At 70.7% G+C, this 22,413-nt stretch carries 18 protein-coding genes, 1 tRNA gene, 1 other RNA gene and 1 pseudogene; 6 read left to right on the forward strand and 15 right to left on the reverse strand.

The annotated features are described in order from the left end of the window. Positions 1-82: 82 nt before the first annotated feature. The 5 genes from ACTWOL_RS18035 to ffs form a co-directional block, all read right to left on the reverse strand. Positions 83-1,549, reverse strand: a complete 1,467-nt coding sequence (locus ACTWOL_RS18035) for a N,N-dimethylformamidase beta subunit family domain-containing protein (protein WP_474297755.1) — start codon at positions 1,547-1,549, stop codon at positions 83-85. 235 nt (positions 1,550-1,784) lie between these two features. Further along, positions 1,785-3,827, reverse strand: coding sequence for a hypothetical protein (locus ACTWOL_RS18040; RefSeq protein ID WP_474297756.1), 2,043 nt, complete (start codon positions 3,825-3,827; stop codon positions 1,785-1,787). Positions 3,828-4,085: 258 nt separating this feature from the next. Then, positions 4,086-5,336, reverse strand: coding sequence for a phosphoribosylamine--glycine ligase (gene purD, locus ACTWOL_RS18045; RefSeq protein ID WP_474297757.1), 1,251 nt, complete (start codon positions 5,334-5,336; stop codon positions 4,086-4,088). A gap of 61 nt (positions 5,337-5,397) precedes the next feature. Then, positions 5,398-7,686 (reverse strand): DNA polymerase III subunit gamma and tau, encoded by a 2,289-nt coding sequence (locus tag ACTWOL_RS18050; protein WP_474297758.1) that lies wholly within the window; start codon positions 7,684-7,686, stop codon positions 5,398-5,400. A gap of 99 nt (positions 7,687-7,785) precedes the next feature. Further along, positions 7,786-7,880: signal recognition particle sRNA small type (ffs, locus tag ACTWOL_RS18055), an RNA gene on the reverse strand. Between the two features lie 96 nt (positions 7,881-7,976). Between ffs and ACTWOL_RS18060 the strand changes: the two genes are divergently transcribed. From ACTWOL_RS18060 to ACTWOL_RS18070, 3 genes and pseudogenes are all read left to right on the forward strand, one after another. Further along, positions 7,977-8,064: transfer RNA gene (locus ACTWOL_RS18060), tRNA-Ser, on the forward strand. Positions 8,065-8,585: 521 nt separating this feature from the next. Continuing rightward, positions 8,586-11,021 carry a helicase-associated domain-containing protein gene (locus ACTWOL_RS18065; RefSeq protein ID WP_474297759.1) on the forward strand — a complete coding sequence of 812 codons (2,436 nt, stop codon included), beginning with the start codon at positions 8,586-8,588 and terminating at the stop codon, positions 11,019-11,021. 186 nt (positions 11,022-11,207) lie between these two features. Next, positions 11,208-11,623, forward strand: a pseudogene (locus tag ACTWOL_RS18070) (phosphorothioated DNA-binding restriction endonuclease family protein). A gap of 633 nt (positions 11,624-12,256) precedes the next feature. On the opposite strand, the gene ACTWOL_RS18075 reads toward ACTWOL_RS18070, so the two are convergent. The 9 genes from ACTWOL_RS18075 to ACTWOL_RS18115 all read right to left on the reverse strand — a co-directional run bounded on the left by ACTWOL_RS18075 (position 12,257) and on the right by ACTWOL_RS18115 (position 18,867). Further along, entirely contained in the window at positions 12,257-13,078 is an 822-nt protein-coding gene (locus tag ACTWOL_RS18075; RefSeq protein ID WP_474297760.1) for a hypothetical protein, read from the reverse strand. Next, positions 13,075-14,013, reverse strand: a complete 939-nt coding sequence (locus tag ACTWOL_RS18080; protein ID WP_474297761.1) for an ABC transporter ATP-binding protein — start codon at positions 14,011-14,013, stop codon at positions 13,075-13,077. Before ACTWOL_RS18080 ends, ACTWOL_RS18075 begins: the two co-directional genes overlap by 4 nt. Next, positions 14,010-14,684, reverse strand: a complete 675-nt coding sequence (locus ACTWOL_RS18085; protein ID WP_474297762.1) for an ABC transporter ATP-binding protein — start codon at positions 14,682-14,684, stop codon at positions 14,010-14,012. The genes ACTWOL_RS18080 and ACTWOL_RS18085 overlap by 4 nt, the downstream gene beginning before the upstream one ends. Further along, positions 14,681-16,207, reverse strand: a complete 1,527-nt coding sequence (locus tag ACTWOL_RS18090) for a hypothetical protein (RefSeq protein WP_474297763.1) — start codon at positions 16,205-16,207, stop codon at positions 14,681-14,683. Before ACTWOL_RS18090 ends, ACTWOL_RS18085 begins: the two co-directional genes overlap by 4 nt. Next, positions 16,197-16,634 (reverse strand): hypothetical protein, encoded by a 438-nt coding sequence (locus ACTWOL_RS18095; RefSeq protein WP_474297764.1) that lies wholly within the window; start codon positions 16,632-16,634, stop codon positions 16,197-16,199. The genes ACTWOL_RS18090 and ACTWOL_RS18095 overlap by 11 nt, the downstream gene beginning before the upstream one ends. Positions 16,635-16,641: 7 nt before the next feature. Continuing rightward, entirely contained in the window at positions 16,642-17,238 is a 597-nt protein-coding gene (locus tag ACTWOL_RS18100; protein WP_474297765.1) for a hypothetical protein, read from the reverse strand. Further along, positions 17,235-17,738, reverse strand: coding sequence for a stage II sporulation protein M (locus ACTWOL_RS18105; protein ID WP_474297766.1), 504 nt, complete (start codon positions 17,736-17,738; stop codon positions 17,235-17,237). The genes ACTWOL_RS18100 and ACTWOL_RS18105 overlap by 4 nt, the downstream gene beginning before the upstream one ends. A 193-nt stretch (positions 17,739-17,931) precedes the next feature. Continuing rightward, the gene (locus tag ACTWOL_RS18110) at positions 17,932-18,228 is read right to left on the reverse strand and encodes a hypothetical protein (RefSeq protein ID WP_474297767.1); all 297 of its coding nucleotides are present in this window, start codon (positions 18,226-18,228) and stop codon (positions 17,932-17,934) included. 75 nt (positions 18,229-18,303) lie between these two features. After that, positions 18,304-18,867 (reverse strand): RNA polymerase sigma factor, encoded by a 564-nt coding sequence (locus ACTWOL_RS18115; RefSeq protein WP_474297768.1) that lies wholly within the window; start codon positions 18,865-18,867, stop codon positions 18,304-18,306. A 1,183-nt stretch (positions 18,868-20,050) separates the two neighbouring features. Between ACTWOL_RS18115 and ACTWOL_RS18120 the strand changes: the two genes are divergently transcribed. Further along, positions 20,051-20,257 carry a hypothetical protein gene (locus ACTWOL_RS18120; protein WP_474297769.1) on the forward strand — a complete coding sequence of 69 codons (207 nt, stop codon included), beginning with the start codon at positions 20,051-20,053 and terminating at the stop codon, positions 20,255-20,257. A 390-nt stretch (positions 20,258-20,647) separates the two neighbouring features. On the opposite strand, the gene ACTWOL_RS18125 is transcribed toward ACTWOL_RS18120, so the two are convergent. Next, entirely contained in the window at positions 20,648-21,250 is a 603-nt protein-coding gene (locus ACTWOL_RS18125) for a calcium-binding protein (RefSeq protein WP_474297770.1), read from the reverse strand. Between the two features lie 437 nt (positions 21,251-21,687). Here ACTWOL_RS18125 and ACTWOL_RS18130 point away from each other — a divergent pair, with 437 nt between their 5' ends. Together ACTWOL_RS18130 and ACTWOL_RS18135 are read left to right on the forward strand one after the other, a co-directional pair. Further along, a complete protein-coding gene (locus ACTWOL_RS18130) occupies positions 21,688-21,942 on the forward strand; it encodes a hypothetical protein (RefSeq protein WP_474297771.1) in 255 nt (84 codons plus the stop codon). Continuing rightward, the gene (locus tag ACTWOL_RS18135) at positions 21,939-22,364 is read left to right on the forward strand and encodes a hypothetical protein (RefSeq protein WP_474297772.1); all 426 of its coding nucleotides are present in this window, start codon (positions 21,939-21,941) and stop codon (positions 22,362-22,364) included. Before ACTWOL_RS18130 ends, ACTWOL_RS18135 begins: the two co-directional genes overlap by 4 nt. Positions 22,365-22,413: the final 49 nt, after the last annotated feature.

Raw genomic sequence — 22,413 nt, forward strand, 5'->3', positions numbered from 1 at the left:
GGTCGGGCAGCGGTGTGCGGCCCGGTCTGCTGCGGGCGCGGTGGACCGGTCCGGCCGGTCGCCCCCGGGCGGTCCCGCCCGGTCAGTCGCGCTTGCAGATGCGGTCGAGGAGATTGGCGGTGGCGCGCTGGACGCGGGCGTCCACGTGCCCGGGGCGGTCGAGGGCCGGAGACCAGGCGAAGGTGCCGGAGGCGAAGACCAGTGCACCCGAAGGGGCACGGTAGAGGGAGGTCTCCTGGTGCCGGACGGCGCCGTCGCCGTCCCGGTAGGGCGAGTGGGCCAGCAGGATGCGGCCGCAGTGCTCGGGTAGCGGGGTGCGCGGGAAGTAGCGGTCGGCCTCGCCGGCGACCAGCCCGGGGATCTCGTCGCCGTCGCCCGCTCCGGTCGCCTCCCACAGCCAGTGGTCCGCGTTGCGCACTACCAAGGGGTGCGGCTCGGGGACGCGGCCCGCGTACTGGATGCCGAGCAGCTGCTGCTCCGCCCGGTCCACCTCGCGCCACAGGGCGGGGCGGCCCGGGCCGCGGCGCTTGCGGCACGTCAGCAGCCGGTCGGGTACACCGGACGCCGACGGGCCCAGCTCGACCTGCCAGTACATGGTGTTGGCGGAGAGGAAGACGAGGGACGTGCCGTGGTCGCGGGCGCACTCGACGGTGCGGCGCATCGGCGCGGACCAGTATTCGTCGTGGCCGGGGAAGACCAGGCCCCGGTAGCGGGTCGGGTCGACCCGGCCGGCGTGCAGATCCCGGGTGTCGGCGTAGGCGAGGTGGTAGCCGTAGCGCTCGGCCCAGCGGATGAAGTCGTAGGCGTGCCCGACGTGGAGGGGGAGGCCGGCGCCCGCGTAGGGACGGTCGAAGGACACGGTGGTGGCGGCATCCTCCTCGCCGAGGAGCCGGCCGTGCTCGTCCCAGGCGTGGTAGAGGCTGGCGCCGGTCCGGCCGTCCTCCGGATAGAGGTTGTACGCCTGCCAGGTGATGTCGGGGAGCAGCAGGAGCAGATCGGCCGGATCGCTGTCGCGGACGGTGAAGGGGATGTGGGAGCGATAGCCGTCGGCGGTCGTGAGGACTGCGACGTACGCCCCGATCGACCAGTACGACGGGACCTGGAGGCGCCAGGAGAGCCACCAGTGGTGGCAGGAAACCGTCCGGTCGGCGGTGAGGGGGGCCGGCTGGACGATGCCGGAGAGACGGGGGCTGGTGGTGATCTTGGATGCGCCGTCCCCGCCGTAGTGGCCGATGCGGTAGACGTCCACGGAGAACTGCTGCGGTGGATCGACCGTCACATGGAAGTCGATGGCCTCGCCCGGGGCCACCGCCCCGCCGGAGGCGAAGCCCTTGATCTGGCGGCGGACGTCGTCGGCGGTACGGGGACGTCCTCGGGTGCTGTCGCCACGGCCCGGGTCGGGGTCCGCGTACCAGGGCACGACCTGGCCCGCGTCGTCGAAGTACTGCTCGCTGCCGCGCAACCAGGGCAGCGGACCCTGTCCGAAGGGATCGGAAACGGCATGGGCGAGGGCGCCCGATTCCCATCGCCGGATCTGCTCCGCCCCCATGTCGCGCCCCTCCTCCGGTCGCCCGGCCACTCTTTTGATGAAGACGCCTGCCGCTACGGCACGGCCGTTGTCGGCGCCCTCCCCAGCACATCACATAACGCACGCACTCCGTCACCGTTCGTCGCGAATTAACGTGAACGGAATGCGCCATTCCTGGCGGGGGCTGGCCGCCTGGTTCCGGCGGGGTCGCTTCGCGGGGTCGCCGCCGGGACACGGCCGCGGCCAAGGACCGCGTTCACACCAGCCGGACGGGCTTTTCGGGCCGGACGCCCACCGCCGCGAACCAGTCGCGCAACGGCTCGGGGTCACCGTCCTCGACCAGGCTCAGCACCCGGCCGCCCAGATCAGCGCTGCGCTCGCCACCGATGAGCAGGGCGGGGCCGTCGAGCCAGTCGAGCCCCGGCGCGGCACCGGCGGTGTCGACGGCCGCGCAGCAGACCATGGCGATGACATGGTCAGCGAGCAGCTCACGGGCGGTGCGAGGCGGCTGGAGCGGGAAGAGCGGCAGTGGTTCCGTGGCCCAGACGGGCAGGGCGTCGCCCAGCGGGTCGGCGCCGGCGGCCGTGTAGCCCGGAAGCCCCGCGGGTCCGGTGGCGCCGGCGGTCCGCTCGCGTGCCGCCTCCTCGCGGGCGACCTCCGCGCTGATCCCGGCGGCGAGTGCGCAGACCGGGGCGTCGTCGTCTTCCGTCACGGGGAACGCGTCGCCGGACGGCCCGGCCCCCGCGGACCGTGCAAAGCCGGATTCCGGCCCTGTGACGACTTCGGCGGCTTCCCCGTCCGGCAGATGGCGGGCGGGTCCGTCGGCGGGAACGCCGTCAGGGGAGTGAACACCGGCTCCCGCCAGCCCCGCGTGCACCTCGGAGAGGTAGTTCATCACCCGGGCGAGGTTCGGCCCGGCGGGCGCGGCGGCGGGGCTCACACCCATCGCGTCCAGCACTCGGTGGAGCCTGGCCGCTTCCGTACGCCACTTGCGGTCCACGACCTCCTCCGGGTACGCCTGCCAGTCCACGGGGGCCCAGTCGGCTCCGCCCTCGCCCTGACAGCCGTGGAAGAGGCGGGCGGCGAGCAGTGACGCGGCCTCGTCGACCACGCCGGGCTCCTCGAGCAGATCGCAGGCGGGTCGCTCGCCCAGCCGGGAGGCGAAGCCCTCCGCCAGCCGGTCGCGGCGGGACAGCTCGGTCAGCGCCGACACCACCCCGGCATCGAGCCGGGACGGCCAGCGCCCCATCCGCCACGCGGGCAGTGCCACCCGGGTCAGCAGCCGGTCCCACCCTGCGTAGGCGAGCCCGACCTGCTCCTGCGCCACGATCCGCAGACCGTAGTCCACGGTCTGTGCACGCTCGGACGCCGCGGCGGCGACCGCCCGCTCCATCTCGGCGGCGTGCAGGCGGCAGCTGCGCAGCAGGATCCGGGCGATGACTCCGGCCAGCGCGAGCGCCGGCCCGCGGACCGGGCCGAGGTCGGAGCGGGAGGCGGCACCGACGGCGGCGTCGAGACCGCGCACGAAACGGCGTGCCGCGGCTATGTCGGGGTGGGCGGACGGTCCTGTGCCCGCGACGACCGGTGCGAGCACGGCCCTGAGCTCGGCGACCCGCATCCACCACAGGAAGGGGGAGCCGATCACCAGCACGGGCGCGACGGGGACGCGGCCGGCACCGCCCGATATCGCCTGCGCGAGGGGCGAACCCGCGGACGGCGAGGCCCCGCCGTCCACCCGCTCCGGGCCCGTGTCCGTGCTGCGCAGGCCGACCCGTTCGCGGCCTTCCAGGATCAGCGCCCGCCACCCGGCGGCCCACCGGCTCTTCGGGTGTTTGTGGCCCTGCGCGGCGCCCTTCGTGGTCTCGGGGACCTTGGGGCGCGTCGCCGGATGCGTCCGGTCCTCGAGCCAGCTGTCGCAGTCCGGGGTGAGCGCTATCGCGGACGGCATGGGGACGTCCAGCCGGTCGGCGAGCTCCTCCACCAGCCGGTACAGATCAGGAGCCGCCTCCTCGGACAGCTCCACCGTGGGGCTGACGGCCGGCCTCGCCCGGGCGATCACCAGAGCGACGGCCGCGGCGACGAGGAGCACGACGACCGCGGCCGATGTCACCGCCAAGCGTGCGGCGTCCCAGCTTCCGCCGCCGATACGGCCCGTGGCCTCCCCGGCCAGCAGCACGACGGCGACGGCTGCGGGCAGCAGCGCGACGGCCAGTGCCCAGCTGCGGATGCGCAGCACGGCAAGGGCCCGGGCGCGGGCGGCCAGCGCGCCCGCCTCCTCGCCGATACCGGTTCCGGACACGGCCGGACTCACCCCCTCTGCCCTGCGGCGGTGTTGCTCACTCCCCCACTGTGGCACCCGCCGCAGACATCGCAATGCCGGTGGGCCAAGTGCCGGAACGCCTGCGCCGCACCCTAGTTGGGGCTGCTGCGGCCGTCATCCGTATAGCTCAGCAGTCACTCGATGGAATGGCCTTGGGCAAAGGTGATGACGGACGAGGGGGCTAAGGGCTGTCCCGGTGACAGGGCCTAAGGGCTGTGTCAGGGGTGTCTTCGGACTTCACTCCCCGGCGGCCTTGCGTGCGATGTCCGTACGGTGCTGCGAGCCGTCGAGCCGGATACGGCCGACTGCCGCATAGGCACGTGTGCGCGCCTGGGCGAGATCCTCGCCGGTCGCGGTCACCGACAGCACACGGCCTCCGGCGCTGACGATCGCCTCGCCGTCCTTCCTGGTACCGGCGTGCAGCACGTAGGCGTCCGGGGCGTCCTGCTCGGCGACCGACTGCAGTCCCTCGATCGGGTCACCGGTGCGCGGTGTGCCCGGGTAGTTGTGCGAGGCGACGACCACGGTGACGGCGGCGTCCTCACGCCAGTTGAGGGGTGGCTCGTTCTCGAGCGTGCCCCGTGCCGCGCTCAGCAGGACGCCCGCGAGGGGGGTCTTGAGGCGGGCCAGGACCACCTGGGTCTCGGGGTCACCGAAACGGGCGTTGAACTCGATCACCCGGACACCACGGCTGGTGATCGCGAGGCCCGCGTACAGCAGCCCGGAGAACGGGGTACCGCGCCGGTGCAACTCGTCCACCGTGGGCTGGAGCACGGTCTGCATGACGTCGTCGACCAGCTTCGGATCGGCCCAGGGGAGCGGGGAGTACGCACCCATGCCGCCGGTGTTCGGTCCCTGGTCGTCGTCGAGGGCCCGCTTGAAGTCCTGTGCGGGCTGCAGGGGCACCACGGTCTCGCCGTCGGTGATGGCGAAGAGGGAGACCTCGGGACCGTCGAGGTACTCCTCGATGACCACCCGTCCGCAGGCGAGCGCGTGCTCACGTGCCGCGGCCAGGTCCTCGGTCACCACGACGCCCTTGCCGGCCGCGAGGCCGTCGTCCTTGACCACATAGGGGGGCCCGAAGGCGTCCAGCGCCTCGTCGACCTCCTCGGCGGTGGTGCAGATGTAGGAGCGGGCGGTGGGCACGTTCGCGGCGGCCATGACCTCCTTGGCGAACGCCTTGGAGCCCTCGAGCTGGGCGGCCTCGCGCGACGGGCCGAAGCAGGCGATCCCCGCGTCACGCACGGCGTCGGCGACCCCGGCGACGAGGGGTGCCTCGGGGCCGACGACCACGAGGTCGGCTTCCAGCCCGGTGGCGAGCGCGGCCACGGCGTCGCCGTCGAGCGCGTCAACCGGGTGTAGTTCAGCCACCTCGGCGATTCCGGCGTTGCCGGGCGCACAGTGCAGAGCGGTGACGTCGGGGTCGAGGGACAGTGAGCGGCACAGGGCGTGTTCGCGGGCGCCGCCGCCGATGACGAGGACCTTCACGGCAGCCAGGGTAGCCCGCTCGGCTGCGCCGCCCTTGTGCGGGCCGCCGAAGCCACCACCCCTACTCGTTCGTGTATTCCTCCACGACGGTGGCACCGAGCTCCCGGACGATCAGGTCGTGGCCGGAGAGAGCGGAGTCCACGAGGTCCGGATCGTCCTCCTCCGGGATGTCGTCCTCGGGCGCCACGGCCTGGCGGCGGGCAGTGGCTCCGGGCGCCGGCGCCGCACGCAGGGCCTCGGATGCGGACGACTGCGGGCCGCCCCCGCCGGTCTGCGACGCGGGCTGGTCGGGTCGCGACGGGGCGGGCGCGGGGGTGGCCGGGGGTGCGTAGGACGGCGCTGCGGACGGCTGGCCCGGGCCGGGCCGACCGCCGTAGCCACCGCCCCCACCGGGTCCCGGGCCCGGTGACGGACCGGCGCCGCCCGACGGGTCGATGATCGCCTCGATCTTCCACTGGACGCTGAACTGCTCGCTGAGCGCCTGCCGGAGCACGTCCTCGCTGCCGCTGCTCGCGAAGTTGTCCCGGGCGCCGGCGTTGATGAAGCCGAGCTGGAGGGTGGTGCCGTCGAAGCCCGCGACCTGCGCGTTCTGACTGAGCAGGATCCAGGTGAAACGGCGGCGGTTCTTGACGGCCTCCAGAATGCCGGGCCACATGTTGCGCACCTGGGCGGCGCCCTGGGCCGCTCCCGGCGAGACGGCCTGGGGCTGGGGCTGGGCCTGAGACTGGGGCTGCGGGGCGGCTGGGGTCGCCGCTGCCTGGGCGGGCGGCTGGGCCGGGGAAGGACGGCCCTGGCCCGGGGCCGCGGCGGAGGGCCAGGCACCGGGGCGCTGACCGGACGAGGCCGCGGGGCCCTCGGCACCGGCACCCGAAGCACCCGCTCCCGAGGCGCCGGGAACGGCGGCGCCCGGCCATGCCCCTGGCCGGGGCGCGGCGGCCTCCGGCGCGGTCGGAGCCTGCACCTGCGACTGGTCGGATGCGGGAGCCGGCACGCCCGTGGCCTCGGGGGCGGCGGACGGCACCGCGGCGGCGGCAGGAGCGGATGGAGCGGACGGCACCGGCTGCGGTTCGGCGCCAGTGCCCCGCGCCGCGGCACGCGCGGCCGCCGCGCCACCGCCGGGACCGGGTGGCATATGGGCGTCCGTGTCCGGCACGAACGCCATGGCGGGCGCCTGGCCCGCCGACGGGAAGGAGACTCCGCGCTCCAGCCGGTCGAGGCGCGCCTGCAGCGAGCGCTCGTCGTCGAAGGCGGCCGGGAGCAGTACCCGGGCGCAGATCAGCTCCAACTGCAGCCTGGGCGAGGTCGCCCCGCGCATCTCGGTGAGCCCGGTGTTGACCAGGTCCGCCGCTCTGCTGAGCTCGGCGGCACCGAAGACCTGGGCTTGTGCCTGCATACGTTCGACGACGTCCGCGGGGGCGTCGATCAGCCCCTTCTCGGCCGCGTCCGGCACGGCGGCGAGAATCACCAGGTCCCTCAGCCGCTCCAGCAGATCGGCGACGAAACGCCGTGGATCGTTGCCGCCCTCGATGACCCGGTCCACGACCTCGAACGCCGCGGCCCCGTCCCCCGCGGCGAACGCGTCCACCACCGAGTCGAGCAGTGCCCCGTCCGTGTATCCGAGCAGGGCCGTCGCCATGGCGTACGTCACACCGTCGTCGGCGGCTCCGGCGAGCAGCTGGTCCATGACGGACATCGAGTCACGCACCGACCCGGCCCCGGCCCGCACCACCAGCGGCAGCACCCCGTCCTCGACCGGAACGTCCTCCCGGCCGCAGACCTCGCCGAGATATTCCCTGAGCGTCCCGGGCGGCACGAGCCGGAACGGATAGTGGTGCGTCCTGGACCGGATGGTCCCGATGACCTTCTCGGGCTCGGTGGTGGCGAAGATGAACTTGAGGTGCTCCGGAGGCTCCTCGACCACCTTCAGCAGGGCGTTGAACCCCGCCGGCGTGACCATGTGGGCCTCGTCGATGATGTAGATCTTGTAGCGGCTGGACGCCGGCCCGAAGAACGCCTTCTCCCTCAGCTCACGGGCGTCGTCCACACCACCGTGCGAAGCGGCGTCGATCTCGATGACATCGATCGACCCCGGCCCGTTGCGCGCGAGGTCCCGGCAGGACTGGCACTCCCCGCAGGGGGTCGGCGTCGGCCCCTGCTCGCAGTTCAGACACCGCGCGAGGATCCGCGCACTGGTCGTCTTGCCACAGCCGCGCGGCCCGCTGAACAGGTACGCGTGATTGACCCGGTTGTTCCGCAGCGCCTGCTGCAGCGGGTCGGTGACATGCTCCTGCCCGATGACCTCGGCGAAGGACTCGGGACGGTAGCGGCGGTACAGCGCAAGGGACGACACGCCTACGAGGTTATCGGGGCCCGCTGACATCCGGCCCCGCCGGACGGAACCCGCACCGTCTCCCCGCGTACGGGACGCGCATCGGCCGCCGCCGGGCATGCAAACGCCCCCCACGCACCCGCCAGAGCCAACCTACCCTTGCTGCCTTCCGGCCCTGGGGGAGTTCAGTCAGATAGCGCCACGTGAGGGGCTCCGCACAGAGTACCTGATGGCGGGGGTAGGGAGTACCTGATGGCGGGGGTGGGGAACGAGTTCGCGAGCACTCCTCCGCGTCATGTAATGTTTCCGGCGGAGGATTCGCCTAGAGGCCTAGGGCGCACGCTTGGAAAGCGTGTTGGGGGCAACCCCTCACGAGTTCGAATCTCGTATCCTCCGCCAGTGCCTCACCGGGCACGATGTCGAAGGGCCCTACCGTTCGCGGTGGGGCCCTTCGGCGTGCGTGGTCTCAGTTACGCAGGACGGACAGCCGTGGACTTCCCCGGACAGGCTCCGGCTGCTCTATGCCAACGATCAAGGCAACCGGGGTCGTGATCGTCGATCGCGTCGAGACCAAGATCCGTGTGGTGGATCACTGGTTCGCCGCAAGCGTGGCAGCGGGGCGGCACGGCCGACCGAAGCGGGCACACTTCTGCTCGAAACCCGGGGGGAGCCATCCACCGCGGCCGGGGTTCTCGGCATGTACTGGTCTCAGTTCTGGTCTCATCTCGGCGGCCTGTTATTTATGCCATAAGGGATATTCCACCCCTTCGACTTGCCGTCGGCCGACCGAGCCACAGGACATCGCCTTCACTCACACGCGGGTTCCTGACGGTGCAGGCCGGTGGCGTCCCCCCGCGATGCGCCATTCTGAAGCCCGCGCTGAACCGGTTCCGGTTCGGACGCCAACTCGTCCTTGTGAGGTGTCCCCCATCGGCAAGCCCAGCGAATCAACTCTGACCACCTGGCTGAGTGGTCTGGAAGCCGACCGACTGGAGCGGGTTCTGGCAGCTCGCCCGGATGCCGTATGCCCACCGGAGCCGCGATCGCTCGGCGAACTGGCCGACCGCCTTCAGCGCCCGCCGTCGGTGGCGTCGGTGCTGCCCGGGCTATCGCTGCCGCACCTGCAGGTGGCCGAGGCGCTGGCGGCATTAGGGCCTGTGCCACGTGCCGCTCTGGCCGACCTGCTGGACGTGACAGGAACGGAGAGCGATCGCGGGCTGGACGCGGCCCTGGAGACGCTGGCCGATCGCGCGCTCGTGTGGCCGGACGGCGAGGGGCTGCTGCACATGGTGGCGCCGCTGCGGCAGGCGTGGGACTCACCTCTGGGGCTGGACGCGCCGCTCGCCCGGCTGCTGGCGGACACCACATCCGAGGAGCTGCGCCGCATGCTGGTGGCCCTGGGCCTCCCGGCGTCCGCCACCACCAAGAAGCAACGGCTGACCGCCCTGCTCGCGCACCACAGTGATCCGGAACTGGTCGCCGCGGCGGTCGCTTCGGCACCGGCAGCTGCCCGGAAGCTGCTTGAACGGCAAGCGCGTCACCATGGCGAACGGACGAGGTCACAGGCGGACGTCATCCTCGGGACACCGGGGTCCGGCTCCGAGCCGGGTGCCGCGTGGGCACTGGAGCGGGGGCTGCTGGTCCAGGGCCGGTACTCCGGGTACGGGCCCGCCCGTATGCCGGCCGAGGTGGCGCTCGCGCTGCGCGGGGCCGACTGGCACGCCCCGTTCGAGCCCGTCCCGCCCGTCGTACGGACGGTGTCCGTCGCCTCGGCGGACGTGGATCGTGAGGCGGCCGCAGCCGCTACGGCGTTCGCTGCCCATGCCGCGTCGGTCCTGGCGACATGCGCCGCCTCCGAGCCGGCCCTGCTGAAGTCCGGCGGGGTCGGAGCACGTGAGCTGGCCCGGATCGGTAAGGCCGCGCAGTGCGACGACACCGTCGTACGCCTCGCGCTGGAGGCGGCGTACTCCGCCGGGCTGCTGGCTCCGGACGGTGGCCACGTCGTGGCGACGGACGGATACGACGCCTGGGCGGAGCAAGAGCCGGCGGAGCAGCTCACCGCGCTTCTCCAGGCATGGCGGACGCTGCCACTCACCCCGTCCCAGGCCCGGGACTGGGACGGCAAGGCGCTGCCCGCGCTCGCCGGAACACCGCCCTGCGGCGGATGTGTACAGGCCCGGGAGGGGCTCCTCGCCGTCGCGGCATGCCTCCCGGCGGACCAGGGAGTGCAAAACCCCGCGGAACTGGGGCCGCTGGTCACCTGGCACCGGCCGCTCGCCGAGCAACTCCCCCATGACGCCACACCCTTCGCCGCCGTGATCCGGGAAGCGGAACTGCTCGGAGTCGTCTCCCGCGGCGCCCTGTCCCGCATCGGCGCCGCTCTGCGGGCCGACGCGGCCGACGCACTGGCCGACGCCTGTCGGCACCTGCTGCCACCGGCCACCGGGGCAGCCCGTTTCGGCGCGGACCTCACCGCCGTCGTCACCGGCACGCCGTCCGCCCGCCTCGCCGCACTGCTGGACACGGTCGCGGACAAGGAAGTCGGTGGCACGGCATCGGTGTGGCGGTTCAGCCCCGCAACCGTTCGCCGTGCCCTGGACGCGGGCCGCACGGCCGATGCCATCGCAGCCGACCTGACCGCCGTCGCCGTCGGCACCCTCCCCCAGCCGCTGTCGTACCTGATCCACGACGCCGCGCGCAGTCACGGCCGTGTGCGCATCGCCCCCGCCGCCTGCGTGATCCACGGACAGGAACCCGCCCTCCTCGCCGAACTCGCCGCCCACAGGAAGCTTGCCGGACTCGGCCTGCGCCGACTGGCACCGACCGTGCTGGTCAGCCGGACCCCGCTCGACAAGACCCTCGCGGCACTCCGGGCCGCCGGCTATGCCCCCGTCGCCGAGGAGGCCGACGGAACGGTGCGCGTGGACAAGACCCGGCGCCGCCGTGCCGCCGCCCCTGTCCCGCCTCCGCTCCCGGGCCAGCGAAAGCGCTCCGTGCCGACGGTGACTCCGGTGGCCGTCGACCCGAGCACCCTGGCCGCTGCACTGCGGGCCGCCCCGCCCATGCTCCCGGCTCCCGACCCGTTCGGCACGGGCGTCCCCTACGGCACGGACACCGAGGAGATCGTCGCCGGATACGCGAAGAACCTGACGTACAGCGATGTCCGCCAGCTCGCCCATGCCGTGGACGCCAACACGGCCATCACGATCGACTACGTCGCAGCCTCGGGTAACCGGACCGTACGTACCCTCAGCGAGCTCGAACTCGACCCACCCCACCTGTACGCCTGGTGCCAACTGCGTGACGACGAACGGGCCTTCACCCTCTCCCGCATTCACGGCGTCATGCCCGGGTAGCCGAACGGGTCGCCGGGATCCGCGTCGTGGCTCGCGGTTCGGCTGATCGCTGCGACAAGGCCCCGCGCCGCAGCACCGAGCCAAACCGAACGGGCCGAACCAAGCCGAGCCGGTCTGAGCCGAGCCGGTCTGAGCCAACCGTCACTACTACTGCCGATCGTGGACTAGGTCGAGCGCATCGCGCGGCTGAGGCAGTGGACCAGAAGCGGGACGCGGGCACCGCACAAGCCGTTGCTGTTCCTGTACGCGCTCAGCCGGTTTCACCAAGACGCCAACGGCGAGCTGCGCTACAGCGCGGTGGAGGACGATCTGCGGCGGCTGCTCGCCAAGTACGGACCCATAACCGGACGACGCCCGCCTATCCCTTCCATCACCTGGTGAGTGACGGGGTGTGTGAGGTGCGCACCGAACGCGGGCCAGGCAGCCCCGGGACCAGCGTCAGGGAGTTGCGGGCGACGGGGGCTGCCGGGCGGCTGACGCCGGAGCTGCGCGCGGCGCTGCGGCGGGAGCCGTCCCTGCTCGGCCGGATGGCGCGCGTACTGCTCGACATGAACTTCCCGCCCTCCCTCCACGGCGAGCTGTGCGAAGCCGTCGGCTCTTGAGCTCTTCGACGACAAGAGGAATTACCGTCGGTGAACTCGGCCCAGTTCCTCATCGACACCACCCTCGCCCGGTTCTTGTGCGGTGACGCCGAGCAGTACGGATGGGATCAGGCCGCAGCGGCGGGCCTCATCGCAACCTGTCCGATCACCGAATTCGAATTGTTCTATAGCGCCCGCTCCGCCGCTGACCGCGCGCAGGGAATCGAGAACCTGCGTCTCCTCTTCGGGTGGGCCCCCGTAGACGACCGGGCATACAGCCGGGGCTTGCAGGTCCAGGAAGCCCTGACCAAACGAGGTCAGCACCCGCAGCGCAGGGGCGGTCGACCTGGTGGTCGCTGCCACCGCCGAGCTCCAGAGCCTCACGCTCCTGCACCGCGACCGCGACATTCATCGCCGCGCGCCACGACGCCTCCTTGACGAGCGCCGACCACCCGGACCGACACGCGCCCGTCCTGAGCCATCCCCAGGAACTAGGGGTACGTTTTATGTAGGCGTACTTCTATATCTGGAGCGACCTGGCGACCCTCTACGGCCAGGCCTGACGCACGCTCACGCACCCGTTCCGGCATGGCTGAGGCCGGGCGCGTTGTGACCGGTGGAAGCGTCTCTGTCACCTCCGACGAGTCACCCGCGTCAGATGGCCTTCTTTTCCAGCGATACCGCGCCGGCCGTCAGGGCGGCTGCGGCCCAGGCGAGCGTCGCGACGAGTGCGAGCAGCGGGGAGAGGTGTCCGGGCAGTGCGTCGATGCTCGTCAGGGAGGAGGCGGTGGCACCGGGGAGGTAGGGCTGAACGCGCTCCAATGTGAAGCTGAGGGTCGGGAGTACGAGGAAGACCGCCAGCGCGCTGACGAGCGCGCCCGCGCTGGAGCGGATGAGTGCGCCCAGGCCGAGTGCCATCACGCCACTCAGTGCGAGTTGCAGGCCGGTGCCGAAGACCAGCCGGAGCTGAACACCGGTGGACGTGCCCACCGTGATGCCGTGCTGGGCGAACAGGGCGCGTGCGGCGGCGAGTAGCGCCGCGGCGGACAGGGTGCCCACCACGAACACGGCTCCCGACAGCACCGTCGCCTTGCCGATCAGCAGCTGCCAGCGCCGGGGCACCGCGGCGAAGGTGCTGAGCGCCTGGCCGGAGCCGAACTCGGAGGTGATCAGCAGGACTCCGAGCACGAGCACGGTGATGCGGGCGAGTCCCGTGCTGACGAAGGCCATCTCGAGGGGGTCGCCCGTATCCGCGCTGCTCGCCAGGTCGGTGGTGGCGGCGACGTAGGTGAAGATGGCTCCGAATGCCACTGTCACCAGTGCCGTGAGGGCCAGCAGCAGGCGGTAGGAACGCAGCGAGAGGATCTTCGTCCATTCCATGAGGATCGCGTCCAGGATGCCGCGTGTGGTGGCGTTGGCCGTGCTGGACGTCGTCGGCGGAGCGGTCGGGGCAGCTGTGGTGGCGTTGGTCGTCATGCGGCGAGACCCCCCGAGGTCAGGGCCGTCTGGGCGGCGAATTCATTGTCCGGGGCGGTCAAGCGCATGAATGCCTCCTCCAACGACACTCCTTGGGGCGTCAGTTCGTACACGGTGATGGCGTGCTGGGCGATCAGGTCGCCGACGGTTTCCGGGGGCAGACCGGTGACCTCCAGTACGTGCTGCGGGTGCGGGTGCGTCGTACCTCCCGCGTCCCGTAGGACTTGCCGGAGCCGCGCGTGGTGGCCTTCGGTGGTCCTGATGCGTATCCGGTCGGCCGAGTAGCGGGACACCAGCTCGCGCGTGGGGCCGGCCGCAAGGATCTCGCCGCGTCCGATGACGACGATCCGGTCGGCCAGCAGGGCCTGTTCGCTCATCAAGTGGCTCGATACAAGCACCGTGCGGCCCTGCGCCGCCAGGTCGGTGAGCAGGCCGCGCAGCCAGATGATCGCGGCCGGGTCCAGGCCGTTCATGGGTTCGTCCAGGATGACGGTCCCGGGGTCGCCGAGCAGCGCGGCCGCTATGCCCATGCGCTGGCTCATACCGAGGGAGAGCCGGCCGGCCGCTTGATGGGCCACGGCAGTGAGGCCGACCAGCTCCAGCACATCGGTCACCCGGCGCTTGGCGAGGCCGCTGCCCCGAGCCAGCGCGGTCAGATGGGACTCGACGCTTCGCCGGGGATGCACGCCGCGGGATTCCAGGAGGGTGCCGACGGCGGTGAGCGGACGGTGCAGTTCGCGGTAGGGGACGCCGTGGATGGTGGCGGTTCCGCTGGTCTGCCGGTCCAGGCCCAGGAGGATCCGCATGGTGGTCGACTTGCCCGCGCCGTTGGGACCCAGGAACGCGGTGACCGATCCCGGCGGCACCTCGAAGGAGACGTCGTTGAGTGCGAGTTTGCTGCCATAGCGCTTGGTGAGCTGCTTGACTTCGATCATGGCGTGCTCCTGATGGCAGTGTGCGGGGGGCGCCCGTCGCGTCCGTCGAGCGGGCCACGGGGTGCCAACTGGACAGTGGCTGTGGCGAGTGTTTCGAGTGCCGGCGGTGGGTGGTGGGCGACGACCACGACCGTGCGGCCTTGTTGGTGCCACTGTCCGAACTCTGCGAGCAGCGCGGTCACCCCTTCGGTGTCCATGCCGTTGAACGGTTCGTCGAAGACGAGGAAGGTGGCGGGCTCGATGGTGGTCAGCACGATCCATGCCTTGCGCAGGTTGCCGGTGGACAGTTCACCGGTGGGCGTGTCCCGCCAGGACCGGAGTCCGTAGGCGGTCATACGGGCATCCAGCTCGTCGTCGCGCACGTCCCTCACCGGCCTGAGTAGTTCGACGTGTTCGGCGATGGTGAGTGCCGGATAGAGCGCGGGGTTGCTGCGGCACACCGTGCGCCGGCCACGCAACCGCGGGTCATGGGCGGGGAGGCCAAGGACCGAGACGGTACCGGAGGACGGCCTGAGCGCCCCGGACATCAGTTCCACGACGGTGGACTTGCCGGTGCCGTTGGGGCCGCTGATCAGTGTCACGCCGTCGTCGAGGCGGAGGGACAGGTCGGTCAGTACGGGTGTGCTCTCGCGGTATCCGGCGGTCACCGCGTCAAAGTGGCAAACAGTCACGAAGCGATCTTTCTGCGCAGTATCCGGTCCGCCAGGGCGAGGCAGCCGAGGGCGGTCAGCGGCCCGGTGGCCAGGGCGACGGGAACGGGAGCCGTCCAGGGGGCGGTGGCAGCTCCGATGACGGCCACGCTGACGATGCCGCCCAGGGTCCCGGCGTCGCCGGTGCCGTCCGGGTTCTCCAGGCGGCCGGCCTCGACCAGGTCGCTCAGCACCGCTCCCGCAGTGGCCGCGACGGCCAGTGACAGCCCGTACAGCACCGGGACCGGCGAGGCGGCCAGCAGCCCGACCCCGACGCAAGCCGGGGCCATGGCCAGAGCCACCGGCACCAGCAGGCCGGCGATGGTGCCTCGCGCCAGCTTCCGCTCCGTATAGCCCTGCTCCCAGGTCCAGCGCAGCTGCCGCAGGAGTACCCCGGGGCCGGCCACCGAGCCGGACAGCACGGTGATCACCGTCGCGGCGGCGAGCAGCACGCCGCCGCCGACCAGCCGGTCCTTGCCGGCGGTGAGGTCCACGAGCAGGCCGGGAGCGACGCATCCGGCGCCTACGGAGGCGAGACCCGCCAGCGTGATGGCGTACAGAGCACGGCGCAGCGCGACCGCCATGCCCTGCGTGCCGCGGGCCATCGTGAGCGGTACGACGGTGAGCAGCGGGTACCGGGTCGCCCGCCCGGCAGGGACGGGGGCCGGGCCGCTCACCGGCACGGCGTCAGGCTGCCACTGTCCTGGTGTCCGCCGCAGCCGGTGCCACAGCAGGGTGCCCGCCACCAGGACCGCCGACGCCGCGAGGCCCCAGGTCGCCAGATAGCCACCCGCTTGCCGGGCAAGGGAGTCGGCGTAACTCGACAGCGCGGCCGGTCCCAGCGACTCGGCGCGCCGCACGGCGCGGACGGCCACAGCACCGGCCAGACCGCCGACTCCCGCGGCCACGGCCGCAGCAATGGCCTGGCCGAGAAGGCGGGGCCCGCGGGCCCTTCGGCGCGGCGGGCAGCCCGCGAGCGCGACCGGCGCCACGGCGCCGGTGAACGCGAGGACGGCGACGGTCACAACGGTGCCGGCGCCGACCGACCGGTCGGACATGAGCGCGATGCCGAACAGCGCGCCCACGGCCGCGAGTCCGGTCAGGAGCTGCCTCAGCAGTCCCGGCCAGGCGACGCGCCCCAGGAGCACCGCGTGCAGCGGTATGTCCAGCCCGCGCAGAACCGGCAGGTCCGCGGGGACGAACACACTCATGCGCGTCCGCCGGGTGCCGGCCGACGCGGTGGCGGCCAGCGCGCGCAGTGCCACGATGACGACGACCAGACCCTCCACACCGGCCGCGCCGAACTCCAGGACCCGTCCGAGCCGGGCGGCGACCATCCCGGCGACGGCGCCGGCCGGTGCCGCAAGGGCCACGGCGCCGACGCAGACGGCCGCACCGCCCCACAGAACGGTCCGTGCCGAGGGGCGGAGCCCGTTGCGGTAGCAGAAGTGCAGCCCGTCGGCAGTGACGACGAACCGGACCGCTCCCCAGGTCTCAGCGAGCATTCTTCTCCGCATGCCTGGCCGGTAGCTGGCCCGGCGCAAGCAGGCTCGCCACCGCCGCGACGACACACAGCACCGCCAGCGCGCAGTAGAGCATGCCTCCGGAAAGCTCCCTGGCAACCTGCCAGTTGAAGATCTGCACCACCCCGGCGAGGAACAGCAGAACGGCCAGCACCCCCGGAAACACCCCGGGGAACAGCAGGAAGAGCGTCGCCACCGCGCCGATGACCGTCGTCCCCACCGTCAACCCGTGGGCCAGCAGGGCCACTCCCTCGGCGTTGGACGTCTGGACCACGACCGGCTCACTCCAGGTCACCCAGCCCCATACCGCCGAGGCGAGCAGACCCAAGACGGCCGCCCACGCCGGCAGCAGCGCGAAGGCCATCGCGCCTGAACTGCGCTTGAAAGAAATCCCGTGGTGATTCCGCATAACTCCCTTACCGCCCCAGTGCGACGAGGACGCCTACCGACAGTGCGACGGCGACGGCCGCGCTCACAGCCTTGCCCGGCGCGGCAGAGGCCAACCACTTCTTCGCGTCGGGGAGATGAGCGATGACCGCGAACACCGGAACGCACCAGAAAGGAATGGCGCTGCCGAAGCGGTCCGAGTCTTCGGCGAACAGTACATAGGCCACGAGTGCGGCCATGACGGTCAGCCCCACCGACAGCCGGGCGGCGATCGCCGCACTGTCCTCTTCAGGTGCCCACAGGCGAGCGATCCGCCGGTCGGCGAAACGCGCCAGGAACTGGACCACGAGAAGGGCCACGGCGAAACCCAGGCAGATCACCACCAGCCCGGATGCCGTGGCCACCCCCTTGAATTCCGGGTCGACCGGGGGCCGCTGGGCATCGATCTGGGCGCGGACCAGGTCTCGACGCGACCATACCGTGACTGCGACGAGCAGCCAGTTGGCCAGCGCCAGCGTCAACAGGCCCCAATGCGGGCTTCGTTTACGGGGCCGTCCGGAGGCCGTCGGCGCAGGTTCGGGCGCGAGCGGGGCGGGCGCCCCGGCTCCGAGAACCGAAGTGGTCATCGTGGTATACCTCCCAATACTTCCAGCCCTGCCGCGAGGAGCAGGATCAGCGCGGCGAGAACCATCCAGCGCAGCGCTCGGCCGGCCGAATCCAGATACACCCGGAGCACCTCCCTGGCCGGCACCGGGCCGTCCCCGCTGTGCCGGCGCCACCAGGAGACACACGCGAGCAGCGGGCTGATCCCGCACACCGCGGACACTGTCAGCCCGATGAATTCGAGAATGAAGTACGTCGCGAGAATCTCCGAAGCGGCGTACATGCCGATGGAGTTGCTCGTCGCGCGGATGACCGTGCCGATGTACATCCCGAGTACGGGAACGGACGCCAGGGTGGCGATGCCTCCGGTGGCGACTCCGGCGAACAGGAGAAGCGCGGCCCCTGTGTTCTGGGCGAAGATCTGCCAGACCATTCCCCACGGCCGGTGAGTCTCCTGGCCCTGGCTTATGGGAAAGGTCGTATCGGCGGAGGCCAGCCAGCCGATCGTGACGAATCCGAGCATCGCAGCGGATGCGAGGATCCACGCACCGCGCGGCAATGAAGGCAGCAACGTGCGGGAAAGCCGAACGCTCGTTGTGCCGGTTTCCCGTCGTCGTACTGCCACGGGTGGAGCTCCTCCACTAAAGTCGGGCTGTGCCCGACGGGCCGACTCGATTGGCGCGAGTCGGCCCGTCGGTGTCCGCCGGGAAGACGGATCAGGCAACGGCCTTCTTCTTGCCGAAGAACTTGATCGCCCACGCGATGGAGCCGATCGCGGCGGTGCCCAGGCCGCCGCCGAGCAGCAGGCCCACGGCGGCCGCGGCCGACTGACCGGCGATGACCGCGTCCACGATCTTCGCGGCGATGGCGGCCGAGCCGATGCCCGCGGAGCTGAGGATGCCGGCGACGATGAAGGTGCTCAGGGCGCCCCCGGCCACACCCGCCACGCCGAGGCCGGAAGCGACCAGGCCGGTACGGGAAAGGCGTGCGGGCTTGCGGACTGCAATCTCCATGAGAGAGACCTTTCTCAATGTTTATGAGTTATTCATCGAGGGGACCAGGAGCCGGCATTCCGGCCCGCGTGCCCTTCACCCTGTAGACGTTTGGTCGGCGGTTCTCGTATGACACCGGGCGAAAGATATTTCGTCGCGCAGCCGACGCAACCCGCGGTCCCGGGCGCGCGAAACGGTGCCACGGTGCACCTCGAGGATTTCGGCGGCACGGTCGATGCTGTGCCCCTCGATGTCGACCAGCCGAACGGCGGCCGCCTGCCCCGGTGAGAGCAGCGACAGGAGCCGGGTGGCCTCCCAGTCGGCCTCGCGCAGTTCGATGGGGCTCTCGTCGGCCGGCGCGTCGGGCAACTCCGCGACCACCGTCTCGCGGGTCTGCCTGCGGTACTGGTCGTATACGGCCGTCGACACCGCGCGCAGCGCGTAGGCCCGCGGGTTGGGGTGTCGCATCAAGTCGGCGGAGCTCTTCAGGAGTTTCTCGCATGCCGCCTGCACCGCGTCCTCCGCCGTATGAACGGAGGTCATGTACAACGCGCGACGGTGAAGAGAGGGCAGGAGTTCACAGAGCAGGCCGCCGGCATGGTCGGACCCCTCACTCTCCGGGATTCCCCACATGCTCCCGGACAGGGTGATATCGGACATCAGAATCCTTGCTCGAATGCCGCATTGGTCAGATGCGGTAAACGGAATACTTGCGTGAAATGCGGAGTCTTTCGCGATCCGTAGCGTGCTTCGCCCGTCGCTGATGCCGGCCGCGATCTCTCTGCCAAATCCGGCATGACTCCACAAACCGCCGACCGGCGGTAATCTGATTTCGTGTTGCGGGCATACTTGCGGCGCACTCGACAAAGGGAGAGCCGGTCATCCCGCCTCAGGGCGATTCCCCTCACCCGAGGCATGGGCCTGGTCGTGCCGCGAAATGGACCGGCAGCACCTGCGAATGCCAAGGACCGCGCCTTGAGCACGATCTCGGCAGCACATCTCGCGCGGACGTTCATCACAGGGAACGTGACCGTGCTGCGCTCGACGGTCAACTACTCGGCGAAACTCCGAGTTGGGGGCCACCGGCGACCAGCACTGCCCCATCCACCGGGACGATGGGCCGCGCTGCTACCTCGCTCTTCCCGCCCGGGCGACAAGACGCCCCGGTCGGGCCTGCACCTCGGTGAGCCGACGCCGCAGCAAAGGAGAACTGACGACAGGAATTCGATTCATGCTTCCCCCTGAATTCAAGTACCACGGTGGGAAGTTTGAGCCGGTCAAGCTCGTCTACGCCCCCGCGAAAACCTTGATCGTTAGCAGGACGCTAACACACGCACCCACCTGAACCAATGGACGGTTGCAGCCGCCTGGAGGATTTGAGGAAGAACTGAGCAAGGCGCGTCCTTCGGCCTGTTGTCGGCCGCCGAGGCTGCTTTGGCATCCCATTTCGGGCGTGTCCGGCATGTGCACGATGGGCATGTCCTACCGGTGGAAGGCTCGGCCGAAGGCCGCCTCGCCCGGACAGGACCTGGGGGCTTCTGGGTCTCGCGGACGGCCGCGTCATCCCGGCCATCGCCGGGCTCGCTGAGGGGCTTGGCAGCCTCGACGTCGTCGAGGGCGACCCGGATGGGTCCGGTGGACGTGGTGGGAGCGCCGGTGGCGCTCCCGGAGTCCTGCGTCTTACGGTGGACGCGCTCCAGGCGCTCGGGCTCAAGCTTGGCGAGTTTGTTCTCGAAAACCCCAGGTCAGCGGCATGAGGTGGTCGTTCCCGTCCAGATCTGTGTCGACGGCCACAGAGAACGGGTTAGACCTGGGCTCATACTGAGGCATGACAAAGCCTTTTGTGCCGAAGCGTCATTTGCCTACGAGCCCCTTCAAGGCCCCGGTCACACCGGCTCCCAAGCACTTCGCCGTGGGCGACCAGGTCACACACGACACGTACGGCCTCGGCCGAGTCATCGGCATCGAGGACGGCATCGCGGCCCTCGTGGACTTCGGCTCGACGCAAATGCGGATCTTGAGCCCGTACGCCAAAATGACCAAGCTGTAGGACCGCTGTGCCCGGTCACGGCACACCCAGGCCCCTTGAGGGACCTGCAACGAAAGAGAGCCCTCCATCGAAATGACGTCGCTGTTCTCCGCCCTGGAAGGGCAACCCCGCCGCCCCGTGGCAGCATCGCCGCCTCCGGCGACCAACCCCTTCCAGGCCCCTGACCTCAGGGAAGACGAGATCTTGCCGCTCGAGGACGCACAGGAGCCCGCTCCGGGCATACGCGCGGCGCGACCCAAGGCAGCTTAGGTCCACGAATAGGCGGGTTGGGGCGACCCCTCACACGTTCGAACCTCGTATCCTCCGCCAGCTCAGAGAGCCGGACCGTATCGGTGGCCCGGCTCTCTGGCGTTCGCCCGGCGAGAGACCGTGTTCAACCCCGGCCGGGGTTCAGTTGTTGCAGCCGGGGCCCTCGCTCGGGTTGACGCAGGTGTTGATCCCGGTTCCGCCATGGTTGCGGTTCGTGCCTGATCCGCCGTCCAAGTGGTCGTCGTCGGCTTCCCCGAAGAGCTGGTCGTTGCCCGCGTTGCCGAAGAGCTCGTCGTTGCCCCGGCCACTGAGGAGGACGTCGTTGCCCCTCCCGCCGTAGAGAGCGTCATTGCCCAGGAAACCGGTGAGGTGATCGTTGCCCGAGCCGCCGGAAATCTCGTCGTTGCCGGTTTCACCGTCGAGCTGGTCGTTGCCCGATTCACCGTCGAGCTCGTCGTTGTCCGGGCCGCCGGAGAGCTGGTCGTCGCCCGGGCCACCGAAGAGCTGGTCGATGTCCTTGTCACCGCTGAGGGTGTCGTTGCCCGGGCCACCGCAGAGGAGGTCGTTCCCCCCAAGGCCAAAGACCGTGTCATTGCCTCCGAGCGCGAAGATCACGTCGTTGCCGAAGGTTCCGAAGATGAGGTCGTTCCTCTCGGTGCCGACCTTGGTGGGTCTGGCGTTCTCACACGTCGCGCTGGTCGACGGGTAAGAACTGGGCGAGGTGGTCGACGTGGTCGATCCCATGGCCTGCTTCGGTGTTTCTGGTACGGCGGCCGTTGTGGAAGTGGAAAAGACGAACAGTCCTCCGATGACGAGAGCGATGAGTGCAGGCAGCGATCGGGTACTGGCACGACGCCGGCCGGAGCGATCGGTTGGAGCCATCATCGGCCGGTCGTCGTCGAACAGGCGGGGCTTGAACATGGCTCGGCTGTCTCCTGGGCGAGGTGAGTATCCGTCCCTCACAGAAAGTCACACTCTCGCCCAGCCCGCTCCGGCGCCCAGCGGCGCCGGAGCCGCCCACGGGCCCTTTTCCCAGGTCACAGCGTCAGGCCGGGCGCCACAAGCACTCCTTCGGTGGCCACCCGCACGGCCCCTGCCCTCTCGGCCGCAGGCCCACCGTCGACAGCCGGGCCTGGCCATGGGCCGAGATGGTTTCGTGTATGGCGACCAAAAAGGTGACGGTGACGATCCCCGAGGATCTCCTGGACGAGATCCGCGCGGAGGCGTCTGAACGGGGCTTGTCGGCGTATGTCGCAGAAGCTCTGCGTTTCAAGCGTGACCGGGACCGGCTGCGGGAACTCGTCGACTGGCTTCAGGAGGAACATGGTCCTGTCACCGAAGACGAGCGTGCGGCTGCCTGGGAGAAACTGAGAGACCTCGATGCCGAGCACGAACGGCGCGGCGCCGCACAGCACGACGCCGGAGAGGGCGCGTGAAGAAGCGGGGCGGTGAGCACGGCCGGCGGCCGCTCCGTGTCTTCGTACTCGACTGCGAAGCCCTGTCCCTGACCGTGCGCGGGGACCGGAAGATGATCACCTTGCTCGACCTCGCGGCCCGAGGTGAGGCGGATGTGGTGACATCGCCGATGACGCTGGTCGAGGCGTACGACGGCAGAACCACCGAACAGCGGTGGGACTGGGTGCTCTCCCGGCTCACAGTCGCCGCCATCGGGAAGGACGAGGCCCGCCAGGCCCGCCGACTCCTCGCTGACTCCGAGTTGCACGGCCACAAGTACGCGATCGACGCGGTGCTCGCCGTCATCGCGCGACAGCAGAAGGGGCAGGTCACCGTCTTCGCTTCGGACGTGGACGACCTGGAGAGGTTGGTCCCGGACTCGATCGTCGTCAAGAAGGTATGACCCGTGGCGCGCGCAATCGAGGCTCGGCCGGCGATGTCGCCACTCGGCT

The sequence above is a fragment of the Micromonospora sp. IBHARD003 genome (assembly GCF_056106285.1).